This is a genomic window from Pseudomonas sp. Ma2-10 (assembly GCF_054330215.1).
The window spans coordinates 414,956-430,932 of record NZ_JBTEYL010000002.1 but is presented as its reverse complement, the minus strand read 5'-3'; the positions used below and the strand labels follow the sequence as shown (position 1 = coordinate 430,932).

Sequence of the window (15,977 nt, the reverse complement as noted above, 5' to 3'; positions counted from 1 at the left end):
TGAGCAAGTACCTGTGGGAGCAGGTTCGTTCCCACAGGTACTGTGTCGGGCTTATGGCTTGAGGGCTACCTTGGAGTAGTCCTGGCGGCCGAACGGGCTGACGGAATACCCTTCGACGGTCTTGCGCGTCAGTGCGAAGGCGGTCGGGTGGGCCAGCGGTAGCCACAGCGCCTGCTGCTGGATGTGTGTCTGGGCCTGTTCGTAGAGCTTGGTACGCACACCTTGCTCGCCGGTGGTCTTGCCGGCGCTGATCAGCTTGTCCAGGTCCTGGTTGCAGTAGCGGGCGAAGTTGGTGCCGGACTTGACCGCCGCGCAGGAAAACTGCGGCGTGAGGAAGTTGTCCGGGTCGCCGTTATCGCCGGCCCAGCCCATGAACAGCAGGTCGTGTTCGCCAGCCTTGGCGCGGCGAATCAACTCGCCCCACTCGATGACCCGGATCTCGGCCTGAATGCCGATTTCCGCGAGGTCAGACTGCAGCATCTGAGCGCTGAGGCTCGGGTTCGGGTTGAGCAGGCTGCCGGAAGGTCGGGTCCAGATGGTGGTCTGGAAACCGTCCTTGAGCCCTGCCTTTGCCATTAGTGCTTTGGCTTTTTCGACGTCATACGGATAACCCGGCAGGGCTTTGGCATAGCTCCAGGTGTTCGGCGGGTAGGGGCCGTTGGCAGGCTCGGCGGTGTCTTCGAACACGGCTTTGACGTAGTTGGCCTTGTCGAACGCGAGGTTGATCGCCTGGCGCACTTCAGGCTTGTCCAGCGGCGGATGCTGGCTGTTGATGCCGACGAACGCGGTCATGAAGGCGTCAGTCTTTTCCACTTTCAGGGTCGGTTCTTTCAGCGCTGCCTGTACGTCCAGAGGCTTGGGCGACAGGGCGATCTGGCACTCGTTGCGGCGCAGTTTCTGCAAACGCACGTTGGCGTCAGGGGTGATGGCGAAAATCAGCGGATCCACCGACGGTTTGCCACGGAAGTAGCCCGGGTTGGCCTTGTAGCGGATCGAGGCATCTTTCTGGAAGCGCGTGAAGATGAACGGCCCGCTGCCGATTGGCTGGCTATTGAGCTTCTCCGGGGTGCCGGCCTTCATCAGTTTGTCGGCGTATTCGGCGGAGTAGATCGAGGCGAAGCCCATGCTCAGCGTCGGGAGGAAAGTCGAGTCCGGGTGGTCGAGGGTGAAGCGCACAGTCAGTGGGTCGAGTGCGTCGATCTTCTTGATCAGCGCCGGCAACTGCATCGACTGGGCGTGGGGGAAGCCGCTTTGGGCGACTTTGTGCCAGGGGTTTGCCGGGTCGAGCATGCGGTCGAAGCTGAACTTCACGTCTTCGGCGGTCATTTCGCGCGAGGGGCTAAAGTACTCAGTACGGTGGAATTTCACCTGCGGGTGCAATTTGAAGACATAGGTCAGGCCGTCGGGCGTGACTTCCCAGCTGTCGGCGAGGCTGGCGACCACTTTGCCGCTGGCGGTATCGAAGTCCACCAGACGGTTCATCAGCACGTCGGCCGAGGCGTTGGTGGTGGTCAGCGAGTTGTATTGCACCACGTCGAACCCTTCGGGGCTGGCCTCGGTGCAGACGCTAAGCGCCGCGGCTTGGGCCAGTGGGCTCAGCAGGAGTGGGGCGAGCAACAACGGTAGGGCAGCGAGGCGCATGGTCGGATTCCTTTACAGATCGAAGGCCCATCTGCAAGTGCAGTCTGGAAAAGGCTTACCCTAGTGGGCTCTTTTGTAAATGACTATCCCCTTTTTCATTTTAAGGGGACTATAGGCGATTGTTTTCGGTGGACACCGGTTGAGCAAAACCCTGGATTGGCCTGTTGGTCGATTCTCTGCGACGAGCGGTCTTCGTTGACGATAGCCTTTATCCAAGGCGCTCGCGGCTCGGAAAACGGGGTTTTTATTAAGTCTGTGCGCACGGAATGTTGTTGCTTTCTAGTCTTTCTGGTATAAAGCAGCGCTCTTTTCTAGGGGCCCGGTTCCTTCGTTTGTAGGTGTAGCCGGTAAGACCCCTAAAGAAACGCGGCGCCTGGCGCCAAATGACTGAGAGATTAAGCGGCCAACCCATGCCGGGTTGGGCATGTGGTTTTAGAGGGCTGAGGCATGTCGAGAGTATGTCAAGTTACCGGTAAGGGTCCGGTAACTGGGAATAACATTTCCCACGCAAATAACAAAACCCGTCGTCGTTTCCTGCCGAACCTGCAGCATCACCGCTTCTGGGTTGAAGAAGAGAAACGTTTCGTGCGTCTGCGCGTATCTGCCAAAGGCATGCGTATCATCGACAAGCGTGGCATCACTGTCGTGCTGGCCGAAATCCGCAAAGCTGGCAAGATCTAAGGGAGCTAATCATGCGTGAATTGATTCGTTTGATTTCGAGCGCCGGTACTGGTCACTTTTACACTACCGACAAGAACAAGCGCACTACTCCGGACAAAATCGAGATCAAGAAATTTGATCCGGTTGTTCGTAAGCACGTGATCTACAAAGAAGGCAAAATCAAGTAATTGATTTTTCCCTCTTACGAAAAAGGCCCGTATCGCGAGATACGGGCCTTTTTTGTGGCCTCGAGAAAGGTTTCAAGCTTTCTGTTCAAACACCACATAGATCTTGCGGCACGGCTCCAACACTTCCCAGGTGCCTCGGAACCCGGCCGGGATCACGAAGCGATCGCCCACGCGCAGGGTCTTGCCGTTGCCTTCGTTGTCGCGCAGTACTGAAACGCCCTGAACGATTTCGCAGTATTCATGCTCGGTGTAGTTCACATGCCACTGGCCGACTTCGCCTTCCCACACACCTGCGCTCATCTGGCCGCAAGGGCTGTTGTAGTGGTTGTACACTGCTTGTTCGGGGTCGCCCTTGAGGACTTTCGCCGGGTCTGGTCGATAGCGATCGGGCTGGGTGGTGGCCTGGCTGAAGTCGACGATGTCCTGGATGCTCATTGTTGTAATCCCCCGTGATTGCGGCGCGAGTGGTTGGAAAGTCCAAAGTCTATGTTTATTAAAATGAACACCGCAAGGCCGTTTTCCGACCTTGTGTCAAATATATTGAAACAACCCCAGCCACTGGTTTAGGGTGGCGGTTGCCTTGGGCCGAAAAAGCAGGCTGGCCGGGCAGAATTCCTGAGGACGCCCGCGAAGATCGCGGGGCGCTCGTATTCAACAAGAGGAGGACACTCGTATGACCACCCTGACTCGTGCCGATTGGGAACAACGGGCTCGCGATCTGAAGATCGAAGGCCGTGCCTACATCAATGGCGAATACACCGATGCTGTCTCCGCCGAGACCTTCGAGTGCATCAGCCCGGTCGATGGCCGTCTGCTGGGCAAGATTGCCAGCTGTGACGCCGCCGACGCCCATCGCGCTGTTGAAAACGCCCGCGCCACTTTCAATTCCGGCGTCTGGTCGCGCCTGGCGCCGGCCAAACGTAAAACCACCATGATCCGTTTCGCCGGCCTGCTGAAACAGCACGCCGAAGAGCTGGCCCTGCTTGAAACCCTGGACATGGGCAAGCCGATCAGCGATTCCCTGTACATCGACGTTCCAGGCGCGGCGCAAGCCCTGAGCTGGAGTGGTGAAGCCATCGACAAGATCTACGACGAAGTGGCCGCGACTCCCCATGATCAGTTGGGTCTGGTAACCCGCGAACCCGTTGGCGTAGTCGGCGCGATCGTGCCGTGGAACTTCCCGTTGATGATGGCGTGCTGGAAACTCGGCCCGGCGCTGTCCACCGGTAACTCGGTGATCCTCAAACCATCCGAAAAATCCCCGTTGACCGCCATCCGCATCGCTGCGCTGGCCGTTGAGGCCGGCATCCCGAAAGGTGTGTTGAACGTCCTGCCAGGTTACGGTCACACCGTTGGCAAGGCCCTGGCCCTGCACAATGATGTGGACACCCTGGTGTTCACCGGTTCGACCAAAATCGCCAAGCAACTGCTGATCTACTCCGGCGAATCGAACATGAAACGCGTCTGGCTCGAAGCCGGCGGCAAGAGCCCGAACATCGTGTTCGCCGATGCGCCGGACCTGCAAGCTGCCGCTGAATCGGCTGCCGGCGCCATCGCCTTCAACCAGGGCGAAGTCTGCACCGCCGGCTCGCGCCTGCTGGTAGAGCGTTCGATCAAGGATACATTCCTGCCGCTGGTGATCGAGGCCCTCAAAACCTGGAAGCCGGGCAACCCGCTGGATCCGGCGACCAATGTCGGCGCGCTGGTGGATACCCAGCAGATGAACACTGTGTTGTCCTACATCGAATCCGGCCACTCCGACGGCGCCAAACTGGTGGCGGGCGGCAAACGCATTCTTCAGGAAACCGGCGGCACCTACGTTGAGCCGACGATTTTCGACGGTGTCAGTAACGCGATGAAAATCGCTCAGGAAGAAATCTTCGGCCCAGTGCTGTCGGTGATCACTTTCGATACCGCCGAAGAAGCCATTGCGATTGCCAACGACACCCCTTACGGCTTGGCCGCAGCGGTGTGGACCAAGGATATTTCCAAGGCCCATCTGACTGCCAAGGCGTTGCGCGCTGGTAGCGTGTGGGTCAACCAGTATGACGGCGGCGACATGACGGCCCCGTTCGGTGGCTTCAAGCAGTCCGGCAACGGTCGCGACAAGTCGCTGCACGCGTTCGACAAGTACACCGAGCTGAAGGCGACCTGGATCAAGTTGTAAAACCTGTGGGAGCAGGTTTGCTCCCACAGTAGATCCATCTCGCAGCCGGACTTTCCGCAAGGAAGGTCCGGCTGTGTTGTCTCTGCGATCGAAAAATAACATCCACAGGAGCGTGGGAAATGCGTTGGGCGACTTATTTCGCCGTGTTGGCGTCTGTCTTGAGTGTCGGTCTGGCGTTGGGCGTCAGCATGCCGTTGGTGTCGTTTCGCCTGGAAAGCTGGGGTTACGGATCGTTCGCTATCGGAGTGATGGCCGCGATGCCCGCCATTGGCGTATTGCTGGGGGCAAAGATCTCCAGCCATCTGGCAGCACGTCTGGGCACGGCCAATCTGATGCGTTTGAGCCTGTGGGCCGGGGCTTTGTCCATCGGTCTGCTCGCGCTGTTGCCAAGCTATCCGATTTGGCTGGTATTGCGGCTGATGATCGGGGTGATCCTGACCCTTGTCTTCATCCTCGGCGAAAGCTGGATCAACCAGCTTGTGCTGGAAAAGTGGCGCGGACGATTGGTGGCGTTATATGGCAGCAGCTATGCGCTGAGTCAGTTGGCCGGGCCGTTGCTGCTTGGCGTAGTGGGTACTGAGCACGATTACGGCTTCTGGGTCGGCGTCGGTTTGCTGATGGCGGCACCGTTCCTGTTGCTGGGTCGCAGCGGCGCGCCCACCAGTGAAGCCTGCAGCGTGACCTTCAGCGACTTGCTGGTTTTTTGCCGTGGCCTGCCGGCGATTGCTTGGGCGGTGTCGTTGTTCGCAGCGTTCGAAGCGATGATCCTGACTTTGTTGCCGGTATATTGCCTGCGTCAGGGCTTTACGACGGACATTGCGTTGGCGATGGTCAGCACGGTGGTGGTGGGTGATGCCTTGCTGCAATTGCCGATTGGCGCACTGGCTGATCGCTTGTCGCGACGTACGTTGTTCACCGGGTGTGCGGTGGTCCTGCTGATTTCGAGCCTGGCCATCCCGTTGTTGATCGATACGTTGCTGATCTGGCCGTTGTGGGTGTTGTTCGGTGCCAGTGCCGGTGGCCTGTTCACCTTGTCACTGATCCTGATCGGCGAGCGCTATCGCGACGATGCACTGGTGCGCGCCAATGCGCATATCGCGCAGCTGTGGGGTATCGGTTGCCTGATCGGACCGCTAGCGGCCGGTGCCGGCAGTCAGTGGGTCAGCGGGCATGCGTTGCCACTGCTGATGGCGGCCGGTGCGCTGGGGTTGGTGATTCTGCTGTCGCGCCAAGGTGCGTTTGGTGCGGTGACCGAACCGGCCTAGAGCATCCGTTCCAGGCCGACGGTGGTGCTCATCCACGCATTGAAGCGCCGCCACCAGCTTCCGGGTTCCTTGGTCAGAGTGTGCAGTTTGCCGTCGTCTTCGGTGACCCAGACAATCTGGCCATTTTCCAGCTTGGCCTGATAACTCAGGGCCGGCGCCATGCCCTGCATCGCCAGTTCACGAACGCGCGCGGCGAGTTCCGGGCTGTCCACCAGCACCCCGACTTCGGTGTTCCACAGCACTGAGCGTGTGTCGAAATTGAACGAGCCGATGAAAGACTTCTGCTGGTCGAAGATCATCGCCTTGCTGTGCAGGCTGGAGTCGGAGCCGCGGTAGGACTTGCTGTAGAACAGATGGGGTCCGCTGCCGCCACCTTCGCCAGGCTGGCGACGCAACTCGAATAGCTGCACGCCATGCTCCAGCAGGGCCTTGCGATACGGCGCGTAACCGCCATGCACCGCCGGGACATCAGTGGCTTCCAGTGAGTTGGTCAGAAATTTCACCGACACCCCGGCATCGGCGCGCCCGGTCAGGTACACCAGCCCCGGCTGGCCGGGTACGAAGTAGGCCGAAATCATGATCAGCTCTTTGCTGACCCCCTTGAGCTCGGGCGCCAACTGCGTGGTGAGCAGCAACTGCGGGTCGGGCTCGCCGTCGGCCAGCACCTTGCTCGGCGCGTCCCACAGTGCCTGGTTCCAGGCCCAGATCAGTTCCCGACGCCAGATATCCAGGCGTGGGTGAGTGGTGTAGGTCATCAACTGCTGGTAGAGCGCGTGATTCTGTTTGCGCGTTTCCTCAAGCGACTCTTCCAGTCGGGTCCGGGTGTTTTCCAGATCCCGGGCCGTCGGTTTGCTCGAGAGGAACTCTTCGATCGGCTTGCTCAGCGCACTGTTCCAGTATTGATCAAAACTGTGCCCCAGCTGTTCGGCGACCGGGCCGACGCCGAGCATGTCGATGTCGGTGAAATTCAGGTTGGGTTCGGCATTGAAGTACTCATCCCCCAGATTGCGTCCACCGACGATGGCGATGCTGTTGTCGGCCAGCCACAGCTTGTTGTGCATGCGCCGGTGTTGTTGCGACAGGTTGAGCAACCGTCCCACTGTTCGTGTCACGCCGGTACTGCGGCCAAGGTGCAACGGGTTGAACACACGGATCTGGAACTGCGGATGTGCCGCCAGCGTGGCGATGATCCGGTCCAGGCCATCGCTGGTGGTGTCGTCGAGCAGAATGCGCACGCGCACGCCGCGGTCGGCAGCCTTGAGCAGTTCGTCCACCAGCATTCGTGTGCTGATGCCGTCGTGAACGATGTAGTACTGCAAATCCAGGCTGCTTTGGGCGTTGCGGATCAGCTCGGCGCGGGCAGTGAAGGCTTCGGTGCTGTCGGAGAGCAGGCGAAAACCCGAGCGGCCCTGATGAGGCGCAGCCTGGGCCTGGATTGAGCGGCCGAAGCTGGACTGGGCTGCCGGCAATGCCTGACTAGGTTTTTTTTGCGCATCGAACATGGCGCAGCCGCTCAAGTACACGCTGAGCAACAGGAGAAAAGCCAGGGTTGGTCGGGAGCTCAAGTCGGATGTCTCGCATCGCGGCAAAAACGAAGTATGGCACGACCTGCCCAAGTGAGGCATCGGCGGGGCGAACCGAACGAGGCGTGGTTTAAACTTGCAACTTTACGTCAGGGTTGAAACTTGAGTGATTGTCAGTGCGTTTAGGGGAGATGTAGTCGTTTCGAGTTTAAAAGTTGCGAAGACGTTTTTTAATTAGGCGTTGTTTGAAATTTGTTGAACTGATTTCAATAGCATCAGTGATAGAAAGTGTCAGGATCTCGTCGGGGGATATCCTCGCGGGCGAGTATTTAGAGGGTCGCGTGAAAGTCACACAGAGTGCGAGGAAGATGCTACAAGTTTTTTCGGAAAAATCCTTGCAAACATTGGCTCGAACAGCTACGAGCCTTTGAGAATAACCCTCTAGCTAATAACGAATATTCCTACAGATAAAGCTTACGCTATCCGCAATGATCGCTTGGCTTGATTTGCTATCGGGCTTTTTTTCGTATGCAAAGCATGTGATTGATATCGGTCTAACAAGGAATTTAATAATGAAAAAGTTGTTTTTAGTGGCAGTGATGGCTGTTGCTGTTTCTCCCGTGACGGCATCGGCGGCCAGTGTCGGATTGACCGTTACAGGTAGCATTGTTCCAACTTCCTGTACGCCAAGTTTCGCGGGCGGCACTAACGTTGACCTGGGCCAGATCACTTTAAGTTCTCTGAGTCCTACGGTTCAAAACAATCTGCCAGAACATGATATTTCCCTGAATATCCGCTGCGATGCCCCGGCCGCGGTTGAGTTCGGTGTGAAAGACAACCGTGCTGCGACTAAGGCTCCGAACCTGGTCTTCAGCCCTACAGGGTTTTTCGGTGAAAATCTTTACTACGGCTTGGGTAACGCCGGCAACTCTGGCGTGGGTCTCGGTGGGTTTGGCCTGCGGGTTGGCAAGGCCACGACTGACAATCGTGAGCGGACTTTCCTGGTTCGTACCCCAGACAACCTGAACTGGCGCGTGCCTGGCAGTCATATGGTCTCGAACTTCCCGACCACTTACTCCTGGGGCCTGAGTGCGGCTGCCGGTCCGGCCGCAGCGCTGGTACACACGTTTGAAATGAAAGTGGCGGCCGCCATCCGCCCCACCCGCCAACTGCCGGCGACCACCACCTCGTTCAAAGTCGATGGTTCGGTGATTTTCGACGTGTTCTACCTCTAAGACAGGTTTTTTCAGGACGGCGACGGCTGATGTCCTGAACACAACCTGGTTTCAAACCGGGCGATAGAGACGCCTGCTGCGAGCGCAGAAATCTCTATCGCCAGGTCCCTTCGTCAAAAGAGCACAGCCTCGACGCACGTTCCAAACCGGATCGCTGCGTTGGTACGCCTGGAAATCATCATGTATTCATTAAAAAAGCACGTCGCGCATGTTGCGTTGATTGCGATTGGTCTGTCGATTTCGTCGGGAGCAATGGGCGTCGGTATGGTGCCGGAAGTGCCGGTACTGCTGGTGGAAGAGTCCCTCGGTGAAGCCACGATCAACGTCAAGAACACCGATGATCAACCCGCGCTGTTGTATACCGTTATCGAGAACACGCCCGAGGACGAAGAAAGTCTGTTGGTACTGAGTCCGCCTGTGGCGCGGGTCGAAGCTGGTGGCACACAGCAGGTCCGGTTCATTCTGCAAAGCAGCAAACCGCTCGAAACCGAGCGCCTCAAGCGTGTGATCTTCGAAGGCATCCTGCCGAAAACCTCAAAGAGTGATGCTCAGATAGTCCTGGGTGTTCGGCAAAACATTCCGGTGATCTTGCGTCCGGCCAATCTGCCGGTCGAGGCTGAACCCTGGAAGCGTTTGAACTGGTCGCTGCGCGGCGCTCGGCTAACGGTCAAAAACCCCAGCCCTTATGTCGTTCGACTGTCCAAGTCCGTCAGTGTCATGCCCTCTGGCGTGATGCTGGATTTGCCGCGAACCTATGTCTTGCCGGGTGAAGAGCTTGTGCTGGCGGGCAACACACCGTTGGCCTCAAGCACGACGGTACGTCTGTCCCCTGCAACGACCTACGGTTTCGCGGTGGGCACTTATGACGCACCGCTGGTCTTCAAGTAATGTTCGGCACTCGTGGGGCGAAGGTGGCGCTTGTCGCCGCAATGACCTACGGCGTGACGGTTTGTGATCGAACCCTTGCCGACGAGCATGTAGCGTTCGACACCGAGGTGCTGAAAGACCGAGGGATTGACCCGAAACTGGCGCAGTACTTCAGTTTGGCGCCGCGATTCGAGCAAGGTCTGCGGCGGATAGCGCTGGAAGTCAACGGCGTGGCAAAGGGGCGTGCGCTCGGCAGGTTTAATGAACACGGTGACCTGTGTGTCGACACGGGGCTGCTGGCAGGCGGTGGTGTTCGCGTTCCCGCTAGCCTCTCGCGGGAATCGGGCAAGGGTGCTTGCGTGCTGTTCAGTACAGCGTTTCCGGAAGCGATTGCCCGGCTCGATCCGGGTAAGGAACAGGTCAGTCTGCTGGTGCCCACGCACTTGTTAGCGACTCCGGGGCCGGGCCAGCGCAGCTTCTCCAAGGGTGGCGTCGCGGGCCTGTTCAACTATGACGCGTTGGCAGTCAGCAGTCAGTTCAATGGCCAGTCGAGTCAGTATCACAGCCTCAATTCCGAAGTCGGACTGAATGCCGGGGATTGGGTTTTTCGGAGCCGCCAATCGTACGCTTCGTTTCAGGGCGTTACTCGCTTTGAGCATCTGAATGCCTATGCCGAACGGACTCTGGAAAGCTACAAGACCCAGATGCAGTTGGGTCAACTCACCCTGGCCACGCCACTGTTCGCTGGAGGGGCGTTTACCGGGGTTCAGTTTCTGCCCGAGTCTGCGCTTGCATTGGAGAGCGAAGGGTTTGGTGCCGGGTCTGCTATCGAAGGCATTGCTTACTCGCCGGCTCGAGTGGAGGTGCGGCAAAACGGTGCAATGATCTACACCACCGTCGTCCCCCCCGGACCTTTCACCCTCAGGGACCTGCCACTGTTGAGTTACAACCTTGATCTTGACGTGACGGTGTATGAGGAAAAGGGCTCGCGGCGGCGATTCACCGTGCCCTCCGCGAGCCTGCGCGGAGGGACTGGCAGTTCGAATGCCAGTTATTCGTCGGCTTTCGGTCAAGTTCGCCGAATAACTGGCGATAATCGCCAAACCCCGACGTTTGCCATGCTCAGCAATGACTGGCAATGGCGACCAGGTACGCAGTTGAGTGTCGGAGTAATGGGCGCCAACGACTATCAATCGTTGGGTTGGGGGGTCCATCAGGCGCTGACTGACCACACCACGGTCAGTGCTCAGCAGGTGGTCTCTGGTGTATTGACCTCGAAAACGCGTGGCGCTCAGTTTCAAGCAGCGCTCAGTACGGTTCTCGCGCCCTCGTTGTCTGCAAGCCTGACGGCCTCGCAGCAATCTGAAGGCTTTCGCACGTTGTCGGACACTGCCTGGAATCAAACGCTTGATCGGCCCGAGTCTCGCGCCAGCCAGCAGTTGGGGGCTTCGTTGAGCGGTAGAACCCAACAGTCAGGAACGTTCGGCGCTGTGTTGTCACGCAATGCCACGGTCAACGGTGAGGCGCAATTACGCCTGGGCCTTTCCTGGTCGCGTGCTTTCGGGGAGGTGAGCCTTTCAGCCAATCTGGAACGCAGCTTCGGTGGCCAAGCAAACAATGCGTCAGGCAACGGCGCTTACCTCTCGCTGAGCATGCCGCTGGGTGCTCAGCGTAGCTTGAGCACTTATGCACGGCGCGACGACCGCGCCGGATTGAGCAGCGGGGCGCAGTTGAGTGAGCACGTCAGCGACACACTGGCCTATAGCATTGCTGCCGACCGCGACGAAAACGGCGCCACAGGCATCAACGGGCGCGTCAACCTGTTGCCGCGCTACACCCGTGCAGGTCTGGGTTACTCCCACAGTGGCTCCGGGTCCAAGACCTATGACGTCGCCTTGCGTGGCGGTTTGGCGGTCCATGCGGATGGAGTCACACCGTCGCCCTATCCCCTGCGCGACACGTTCGGACTGGTGAAGGTAGGGGAATCGCCGGGTGTCAAAATACGCACCTCGCAGGGGCCGGTCTGGACAGACGGTGCCGGGCGTGCCGTGGCGGCCAGTCTGCCGGCCTACCGCAACACCAAGGTAGAGATCGAAACGACCAGCTTGCCGCGTAGCGTCGACGTGCTCAATGGCTATCAGGAGGTCGAGGCTGGACGTGGTTCGGTCCAGGTATTTGATTTCGCGCTCGTCAGCGCCCGGCGCGTATTGCTCGTGGTGCATACGGCGCAAGGCCAGCCAGTGGCCAAGGGGGTGGCGGTCTACGCTGGCGAAAAATACCTGACGACAGTGGTCGATGCCGGAAAAATTTTTCTTCTCGATGCGCAGAGCGAAATGCAGTTGCAGTTGGCGCTGTCCGAGGGCAACACGTGCAACGTGACCCTGAAACTGGCCCAGACACCCTCCGAGTCATCAGTACTTTTCGAGACTGCTGAAGCGGTTTGCGAGAGCGGGTGATGTTTATCGTTCGCTTAAAGGAACACCCATGAAATCAGCGGTATTGAGTTATTTTCCCGACCGCTTGCGTGCGAGCCCCCGCCCGTTGGCGCTTGGTGTTTTGCTTTCATTGCTCTTCGTTCCGGTACAGGCCGCCGAGCACTGCACGGCTGTGCTGTCGCCGGCACTGCTGGACTTTGGGTCGGCCACACGCGGAGCCTTGTTGGAACACTCGACGGGCAGCGCGTCAGCAAGCTTTGGCAGCCGGCGCACGAGTCTTCAGGTGCAGTGCGCAGAAGCGATGCCGATGACGCTCATGCTGGAGGCGCCGGCGGCGAATGCCCGGCTCTATCGATTCTCGGAGGGGACGTTACAGGTTCGGATCCTCGGAGCTCAACTGGACGGCTTGACGGTGGATTGGGTGCGCAAGGGCGAAGAGGGCACGCCCAACCCGGACACGTTAAGGCCAGACGACCGAATGATGCCATGGCGCAACGGTACGGTGGCAGCGGGTAGGCGACTGGTTCTGGAGCTTGAGCTTGAGGCGCGCGTCAGCCAAGAAGCGACGAAGGTTCGCGACGTGACCCGGTTCGAAACTCGCGGCAGTTTTGTGGTGAACTGATGTGCCGCAAGGTCAGCTGCTCACACCGTCGATGTCTGCCAACAGCCTGATAGCTGCCGCGCCGACCTTGCGCACCGCGTCTTCGATCTGCGGTGTGGGCTTGGCGGCGTAGTTCATCCGCAGGCAATTGCGGTATTTGCCGGAGGCGGAAAAGATGCTGCCGACGGCAATCTGTACGCCTTGGTCGTGCAACGCACGATTCAGTTTCAGGGTGTCGAAGCCTTCTGGCAGTTCCACCCACAGCATGAAACTGCCTTGAGGGCGGCTGGCGCGAGTGCCCGGAGGGAAGTAGCGACTGACCCAATCGATCATCACGTCGCGATTACGCTGGTAATGCGAACGCATCCGTCGTAAATGCGGCTCGAAGTGCCCTGCTTTGAGGAATTCGGCGATGGCAATCTGCGGCTGCGGCGCGGTGGAGCCGGTGCTGATGTATTTCATGTGCAGCACACGTTCCAGATAGCGACCCGGCGCCACCCAACCAATGCGCAGTCCCGGCGCCAATGTCTTGGAAAACGAGCTGCAAAGCAGGACCCGGCCGTCTTCGTCGAAGGATTTGATCGTGCGCGGGCGCGGGTAGGTGTAGGCCAGTTCGCCATACACATCGTCCTCGATGATCGCCACGTCGAAGCGCTGTGCGAGTGTCAACAACGCGCGTTTGCGCGACTCCGGCATGATGTAGCCCAGCGGGTTGTTGCAGTTGGGGGTCAACTGTATGGCCTTGATTGGCCATTGTTCCAGGGCCAGCTCTAGGGCATCGAGGCTGATTCCGGTGAGCGGGTCGGTGGGGATTTCCAGGGCTTTCATGCCCAAGCCCTTGAGGGTCTGCATGGCGCCGTGAAAGCTCGGCGAGTCCACAGCCACAATATCCCCCGGCTCGCAGATGGCGCGAATACTGGTGGACAGCGCTTCGTGGCAACCGGTAGTGATCACCAGATCGTGGGCCGTCAATTGGCAACCGGAATCCAGCATCAGGCGGGCGATCTGTTCGCGCAGTTCGAGGGTGCCGTAGATGTTGTCGTAATACAGGCCGGGCATGTCCTGCCGGCGGCTGATCCGTGCCAGGTTGCGCAGCAACGGTTTCATGGTCGGCGTGGTGATGTCCGGCATGCCGCGGCCCAGTTGCACGACGTCTTTGCGTGGCACGGCGCGAATCAACTCCAGCACCTGATCCCACTGGGAAATATCCACCGGACGCTGGGCCGGGCGACCAATGGCCGGCAGCTCCGGCAGCTCGCGACCCACCGGAACGAAGTAGCCGGATTTGGGTTTAGGTGTTGCCAACCCGCTGTCTTCCAGCACGCGATACGCCTGTTGCACCGTGCTCAGGCTGACGCCGTGTTCAACACTCAACGCGCGCACCGACGGCAACCGGTCACCTGGGCGATAGAAGCCCTGTTCGATACGCGTGCCGAGTAGTTCGGCGAGGTTGACGTAAAGGGTCATGGCGCAGTCTCAGTGTGGGTGAGTCGATTAACCAGTACAGATTGGATGAAAATACGCGATTCAGACACTGAAATGCAAAATCTGTATGGAACTAATACATCACCGTTGAATCTGTAATGCTTTTTGCCGTCGACGCATCATGAAAGCTCTGGCGACCCAAGTAAACAGGAGCAATCAAAATGAACGGCTTGAGCGATGTGCGGCTGACGTTACACAGTCAGGAACTGGCGGCAGGGCAAAACAGCGGTGCACGCGAGGCGGTCATGCGTAACGCACCGTCAGGCCTGAGCCGCTGGGGTCTGTTCTGGCATCGTCTGCACACGCGCAAGGCATTGCTGGAGCTCACGACTGAGCAGCTTAAGGACATCGGATTGAGTCGGGAGCAGGCGCGGGAGGAGGGGCTTAAACCGTTCTGGCGGATCTGATGTCTGATGATCGTTCCCACGAGCGTGGGATCGATCGTCTCCCTCAAGCCAACGCTTTAAGCCGATGCCACAACATCCCAAGCGCCAACAACGGCGAGCGCAAATGCTTGCCGCCAGGGAACGTGATATGCGGCACCTTGGCAAACAGATCGAACCCTCCACTCTGCTGGCCACTGATAGCCTCAGCCAACAACTTTCCCGCCAGGTGCGTGGCATTCACGCCATGACCGGAATAAGCCTGGGCGTAATACACATTCGGTTGGTCCTTGATCCGGCCGATCTGCGGCAGACGGTTGGCGCCGATGCCGATCATCCCGCCCCATTGATAGTCGATCTTGACCCCGGCCAGTCGCGGAAAAACCTCCAGCATCTTCGGCCGCATGTAGGCGGCGATGTCTTTCGGGTCGCGACCTGAATAGTGACAGGCGCCACCAAACAGCAAGCGTCGGTCCGCCGAGAGCCGGTAGTAGTCCAGCGCCACCCGTTGATCGCAGACCGCCATATTCTGTGGCAGCAGCGAGTGAGCCAGCGCTTCACTCAACGGTTCGGTGGCGATGATGTAGCTGCCAGCGGGCAGCACCTTGCCGCCGAGTTCGGGATTGAGCTCATTGAGGTAGGCGTTGCAGCCCAGCACCAGCGTCTTGGCGCGGACCGAACCCTGGGCGGTGTAGACCTTGACCTCGGGGCCATAATCGATGCGGGTGACTGCCGATTGTTCGAACAGCTTCACCCCGAGTTGCTGGGCCGCAGCCGCTTCGCCCAGTGCCAGATTCAGCGGGTGCAGATGCCCTGAGCCCCTATCGATCAAACCGCCGACGTAGCGATCGGACCCCACAACGGAGTGCATTTCACTGGCTTGCAGCAGGCGAGTTTCGTAACGGTAGCCGAGGCTGCGCAGCTCTTCGGCATCTTCAGCGAAACCTTCGAGGTCTCGAGGTTTGTTGGCCAGATCGCAGTAGCCCCATGTGAGGTCGCAAGGGATCTGAAAACGCTCGACGCGCTGTCGGACGATTTCCACCGCTTCCAGGCCCATGAGTTTCATCTGACGCACGCCGTCCGTACCGATCACGTTAGCGAACTGATCGAGGCCATGGCCGACGCCACGAATCAACTGTCCGCCATTGCGTCCGCTGGCACCCCAACCGATTTTGTGGGCTTCGAGCAGGATCACACTGAAACCGCGTTCGGCCAGCTCGAGCGCCGTGTTCAACCCGGAGAACCCGCCACCGACCACGCAAACGTCAGCCATCTGGTCGCCTGTGAGCAGCGGATGATCGGGCTGCGGCAGGCTGCTGGCGGCGTAGTAAGAAGCAGCGTGCTGATGGTTCGGGGCAGGTTGCTGAGCACGGGCATTCATGTGCGTGTTCCTGATTCGTGTGTTTAGAAAATTTGACGGAGCATAAGCCGGACCTTCGGACACGGGCAACACTGGTCGGTTGGTGCTGTCTGGATCGTGGCTTTTGCGGCAGAATCCCACTCTATTCCGCTTTTGGTTACCGCTTC

General features: G+C 59.0%; 14 protein-coding genes. 9 read left to right on the top strand and 5 right to left on the bottom strand.

Annotated elements, in window-relative coordinates:
* Positions 1-51: 51 nt before the first annotated feature.
* Positions 52-1,641: an ABC transporter substrate-binding protein gene (locus ACXPVS_RS04630; protein WP_458508870.1), complete on the bottom strand. Its 1,590-nt coding sequence runs from the start codon at positions 1,639-1,641 to the stop codon at positions 52-54.
* Between the two features lie 447 nt (positions 1,642-2,088).
* Here ACXPVS_RS04630 and rpmB point away from each other — a divergent pair, with 447 nt between their 5' ends.
* Together rpmB and rpmG are read left to right on the top strand one after the other, a co-directional pair.
* On the top strand, positions 2,089-2,322 hold the full coding sequence (gene rpmB / locus ACXPVS_RS04625) for a 50S ribosomal protein L28 (protein ID WP_007894701.1): 234 nt from the start codon (positions 2,089-2,091) through the stop codon (positions 2,320-2,322).
* Between the two features lie 11 nt (positions 2,323-2,333).
* A complete protein-coding gene (gene rpmG / locus ACXPVS_RS04620) occupies positions 2,334-2,489 on the top strand; it encodes a 50S ribosomal protein L33 (protein ID WP_007894709.1) in 156 nt (51 codons plus the stop codon).
* A gap of 72 nt (positions 2,490-2,561) precedes the next feature.
* On the opposite strand, the gene ACXPVS_RS04615 is transcribed toward rpmG, so the two are convergent.
* Positions 2,562-2,924 carry a cupin domain-containing protein gene (locus tag ACXPVS_RS04615; RefSeq protein ID WP_095126919.1) on the bottom strand — a complete coding sequence of 121 codons (363 nt, stop codon included), beginning with the start codon at positions 2,922-2,924 and terminating at the stop codon, positions 2,562-2,564.
* Positions 2,925-3,162: 238 nt separating this feature from the next.
* Between ACXPVS_RS04615 and ACXPVS_RS04610 the strand changes: the two genes are divergently transcribed.
* Both ACXPVS_RS04610 and ACXPVS_RS04605 read left to right on the top strand, forming a co-directional pair.
* Positions 3,163-4,656 (top strand): aldehyde dehydrogenase, encoded by a 1,494-nt coding sequence (locus ACXPVS_RS04610; protein ID WP_458508869.1) that lies wholly within the window; start codon positions 3,163-3,165, stop codon positions 4,654-4,656.
* A 119-nt stretch (positions 4,657-4,775) separates the two neighbouring features.
* Entirely contained in the window at positions 4,776-5,921 is a 1,146-nt protein-coding gene (locus ACXPVS_RS04605; protein ID WP_458508868.1) for an MFS transporter, read from the top strand.
* Here ACXPVS_RS04605 and ACXPVS_RS04600 read toward each other — a convergent pair.
* Positions 5,918-7,423, bottom strand: coding sequence for a phospholipase D family protein (locus ACXPVS_RS04600; protein WP_458508945.1), 1,506 nt, complete (start codon positions 7,421-7,423; stop codon positions 5,918-5,920). The two genes, ACXPVS_RS04605 and ACXPVS_RS04600, sit on opposite strands and share 4 nt — an antisense overlap.
* 593 nt (positions 7,424-8,016) lie before the next feature.
* On the opposite strand from ACXPVS_RS04600, the gene ACXPVS_RS04595 reads away from it, so the two are divergent.
* The 4 genes from ACXPVS_RS04595 (at position 8,017) to ACXPVS_RS04580 (ending at position 12,603) form a co-directional block, all read left to right on the top strand.
* Entirely contained in the window at positions 8,017-8,679 is a 663-nt protein-coding gene (locus tag ACXPVS_RS04595) for a DUF1120 domain-containing protein (RefSeq protein WP_458508867.1), read from the top strand.
* Positions 8,680-8,859: 180 nt separating this feature from the next.
* On the top strand, positions 8,860-9,567 hold the full coding sequence (locus ACXPVS_RS04590; protein WP_458508866.1) for a fimbria/pilus chaperone family protein: 708 nt from the start codon (positions 8,860-8,862) through the stop codon (positions 9,565-9,567).
* Positions 9,567-12,002: a fimbria/pilus outer membrane usher protein gene (locus tag ACXPVS_RS04585; RefSeq protein WP_458508865.1), complete on the top strand. Its 2,436-nt coding sequence runs from the start codon at positions 9,567-9,569 to the stop codon at positions 12,000-12,002. The genes ACXPVS_RS04590 and ACXPVS_RS04585 overlap by 1 nt, the downstream gene beginning before the upstream one ends.
* A 28-nt stretch (positions 12,003-12,030) precedes the next feature.
* On the top strand, positions 12,031-12,603 hold the full coding sequence (locus ACXPVS_RS04580; protein WP_458508864.1) for a hypothetical protein: 573 nt from the start codon (positions 12,031-12,033) through the stop codon (positions 12,601-12,603).
* A gap of 12 nt (positions 12,604-12,615) precedes the next feature.
* Here the strand turns inward: ACXPVS_RS04580 and ACXPVS_RS04575 are convergent, their stop codons facing one another.
* Positions 12,616-14,049, bottom strand: a complete 1,434-nt coding sequence (locus tag ACXPVS_RS04575; protein ID WP_458508863.1) for an aminotransferase-like domain-containing protein — start codon at positions 14,047-14,049, stop codon at positions 12,616-12,618.
* Between the two features lie 179 nt (positions 14,050-14,228).
* Here ACXPVS_RS04575 and ACXPVS_RS04570 point away from each other — a divergent pair, with 179 nt between their 5' ends.
* The gene (locus ACXPVS_RS04570; RefSeq protein ID WP_458508862.1) at positions 14,229-14,474 is read left to right on the top strand and encodes a DUF1127 domain-containing protein; all 246 of its coding nucleotides are present in this window, start codon (positions 14,229-14,231) and stop codon (positions 14,472-14,474) included.
* 43 nt (positions 14,475-14,517) lie between these two features.
* On the opposite strand, the gene ACXPVS_RS04565 is transcribed toward ACXPVS_RS04570, so the two are convergent.
* Positions 14,518-15,831, bottom strand: coding sequence for an NAD(P)/FAD-dependent oxidoreductase (locus ACXPVS_RS04565; protein ID WP_458508861.1), 1,314 nt, complete (start codon positions 15,829-15,831; stop codon positions 14,518-14,520).
* Positions 15,832-15,977: the final 146 nt, after the last annotated feature.